Source organism: Bacteroidales bacterium, assembly GCA_012517825.1.
Taxonomy (GTDB): domain Bacteria; phylum Bacteroidota; class Bacteroidia; order Bacteroidales; family JAAYUG01; genus JAAYUG01.
On the sequence record JAAYUG010000201.1, the window covers coordinates 1 to 3,636 of the forward strand.

Genomic DNA, 3,636 nt, shown 5'->3' on the forward strand with positions numbered 1-3,636 from the left:
CTGAAAAAATGAAATACAATGTAAATGAACTGATTAAAAAATGTGCTTTCATAAGGATTATGTGCGAATTGGGTATCTTTAAACAAGATACAATGCCATTCGCAGGCGTTTTTATCATGAATCGAGGGAAATTTCAGATTTCCTGGTATTGATTTTGCTTTGAGATAGTATCCCCATAACCGGGAAATAGCCAGTAATTATTGATTCGATTCTTAAATCCTGATGGGAGCCGGCTTATTTTACCCTGATTACCATCAAAACAACATCTTCTTTATATTGCGGAGGGAAAAATGTCCATTCGCTGTCGGTAACGTTTATCGTATCAGTTAGCAAGGTATCGCCTGTTACCGGAGAAATATAACGGATGGAATAGGTTCCCGATGGTAGTTCAATAGGGAGTGATGATACATTTTCCTGCCCCATGTAAACCAGGTAATTTCTGCCCTTTTCAGCAAGACCAAAGATTTCGTTTCTGTCAGTTGGTAATGGTTTCATTTTTACAAAAGGCATGGAATACAAACAATCTTTCAATATTCTCAGCTGTTTTCTGAAAGCCGGCCCTCCCCAGCCGGGGTTACCATCCGGAATAGGCCAGGTTCCGTCTTCAAAGCCAACCACAAAAGAGTAATCCAGATTGTTGTATAGTCCGCCACCTGAAAGAAGAAACTTCCATGCCTGAGAGCGGTAAAGATAATCCCGGTGGGGCATAAAACCGGTTTCATCGAGGGCGATCACTTTATTCAGGTTGTAGTTCCATCTGACAGCTTCAGGCAATGCATAGTGGAAATTAAAAACGGAAACGAGGGAATCAGGAGTTGAAATTTTTGCCCTGAAATTCGAAATGTTTTCCGAAATCAGATGCCGGTTGGACAACCGGCTCTCGGTTTCGGCAATTATACCGGCTATGTGGTGCTGCCATGCACGGGAAACCGGATTGGCTATTTCGGCCAGTTTTTGCCAGGCAAACGGATGCGTTTTGTTGTCGCTGGGAACAATTTCCTGCAGACAGGGGTGGTCAGACCAAGGTTCATTCTGTATTTCATAGATGATGTTATCAAATTCATTAAGTTCTGTTACAATTTTTTGAATATACCGCTCCTGGAAAATGAGCATATCAGAGTTATACAAGGTATTTGCCAGTTTATAGTCTTTGGGTTCCTGGAGGTTAATATTGTTTGCCGGATTCAGAGGATTGTATGACCAGATCGATGCATTGTAGATGGAACTGGAAAGGGTGACTTCCACTACGATTCCCCTGAGGGATGCTTCATTCACAAACTGTCTGAGCCGTTTAAAATATTCCTCATTCCACTGGTTGAGATCATAAACTCCGGGGGAGGAGGTTTCTCCGTCTTTTATTTTTTTCCATGGTGCCAGATAGGACTCTTTACGCGGATTCATGGTGTTCCGTTCAATGCCAAACGTAGCGTCATTCATTTCCAGGTGCCCTGAACAAAAGATCCGGGTGTAATTAAAACCCTCTTTCTGAAGGGCATTGAGGTATTTAATGAAATCAAAATCCCTGTTCATAACCGATCCGTAATGCTCGGCCGATGCAATCAGAATTGTTGGCTTGCCGCGAAAAAGAAAATAGTGAGGATTTTCAGGGTGGAGGCATAATGGTACACTTTTCTGAGCTTTCAGTAAAAAAGGTAGAGTGAGAACAACAAGAAGAAACTGAAAACGGATTTTCATAAAGATGCAATTTTGGTACACAGAATATCAAATGTACTTAAAATTCTATATACAGTTGTTTATAAAGAAAGATAGCGGACAACACGTGGTTGTCCGCTATCTGAAACACTATCCATAAGGTCGGTTGGTCATTTTCTGATTTTAGGGACTATCCGGAAGTTATCAAAGGCAAAATCGAATGTCATGGCAAATTGGGATTTCCATGAACCAAACCGGTCGAGTTTAAGAGGCTTACCGGCAATATTAGGCCATTTTTCCAAGGGAATACTTACAGTCATCCAGCCGGTTTTTTCATATACCTTACCGCCAAAATTAGCTGTGTAAGGTTTCCATTCTATAAATCCTGCATCAACAATACCCACTTCAAACCAGTCTTTGTCAAATTTTGTATCACCAACCCACATTTCAAACCGCAGGTCATAATCAGCAGGATTTCCTTCCACCTGTAAATCCCCACAGTAGGCGATCACTGTTTCCTGCACCCACCATTGATTATCTCCGTAGTCTTGTTTCAGGTAATAAAACTTGCCACTTATAGGTTTTACCGGAAAATCGGATGGGAGAGTTTCGGGATCGCGAACGTAGGCATCACCGCCCCAGCAAATAGGTTTGTCGTCAAAGTTAACGAATACATTGCGGTTATCGCGGAACCAGGAATCAGTAGAATCCATACCTGCTACGGCATATACCTTAACTTTGCCGGGCTGTGCTCCTTCAGGGACTTTTACATTAATCAGCTTATCGGTGTAGCTTACGATGGTTCCTTCAACCTCACCCGGGAAAACAACTTTAATGAGGTTCACAAAGTATTTGCCCTTGATTTGCAAAATTTCACCATCGGGTACATACTCCAGCGGAATTGTGTCGGCATCCGGAGGCGGGATCAGAACAGGGAAATCATACGTGGCTTGTCCTCCTTTAGTAACGACAGTAATTTTATTATTGATTTCCGTAGGAAAAACTCCAGGGATAGTTACTATGATGTTTTTGTCTGTTACCAGTGTGGGCATAAAGAAAGCTTCCACGTTATTAAAGTAGATGTGCATGGTTGAACTGAGATTTTTTCCCTGAATAACGATCATCTGTCCCATCTGACCCTCTGTAATTGCACTGTCTTTTGCCACAATTCTAACTTTGGTAATTACGGGTACGCCATAATCCTCTTCCTGCTCACAGGAAGTGACAAAATATCCGGCTGCAGCAATGACCAGAGCCATCATCAGCCAGGATAGTTTTTCCGAAATGGTGGTTATGTATTTTTTCATAATCTTTCAGATTGACAGGATAAAACTTATTTACCGAAATTATACGGAACGGGTGGCTCCAGAAGTTTTGGATTCTGGTCTGTTTCTGATGCAGGAATAGGTAGAATAAAACTATCGTCGGTAGCAGTAATTTTGAAAGAGTTCAGCATGCGTGTGGTTCCTTGCCAGTAATAGGTTCCACGTTCCTGATTATTAATAAATGCAATGGCAGCTGAGGGATTCCAGTAATGCCACCTTATCAGGTCATACCAGAAGTCGGCTTCGTAGGCGAACTCAATCCTTCTTTCATGGAAGATGTCCTGGAAAGTAATACTGGTTTTTGCGGGCAGACCTGCACGTGTGCGCACTGCATTGAAGGCTGTGAGTGCATCGGCATCCGAAGTGGAGGAATTGTTTCCCAGGACAGCTTCTGCGTAAATAAGATAAACATCGGCCAAACGAAGAACATACGTGTTAATTCCGGTCGACATAAAGCAGACTTTTCCATTGTTGTCTTCGGGGGTACCGATAACATATTTTTTTATGGCAGCAAAACAGGCATTTTCACCAATACCATCATTAGGTTGCGCCACAAAAGTATAGCCACCGTCCTTCTTCTTGAGTTCGGGATAGTAATCGCCGTCCTGCATGATGGTTTCATGGCGTCGTTTATCACCCGGTTCATATTCATTCTGCA

At 42.4% G+C, this 3,636-nt stretch carries 3 protein-coding genes; all 3 read right to left on the reverse strand.

Annotated elements, in window-relative coordinates:
- Positions 1-234 precede the first annotated feature (234 nt).
- Positions 235-1,695: a cellulase family glycosylhydrolase gene (locus tag GX419_13400; protein ID NLI25692.1), complete on the reverse strand. Its 1,461-nt coding sequence runs from the start codon at positions 1,693-1,695 to the stop codon at positions 235-237.
- 128 nt (positions 1,696-1,823) lie between these two features.
- A complete protein-coding gene (locus tag GX419_13405) occupies positions 1,824-2,960 on the reverse strand; it encodes a hypothetical protein (GenBank protein NLI25693.1) in 1,137 nt (378 codons plus the stop codon).
- A gap of 26 nt (positions 2,961-2,986) precedes the next feature.
- Positions 2,987-3,636: RagB/SusD family nutrient uptake outer membrane protein (locus GX419_13410; GenBank protein ID NLI25694.1), on the reverse strand; the 650-nt coding region annotated here is incomplete at its 5' end.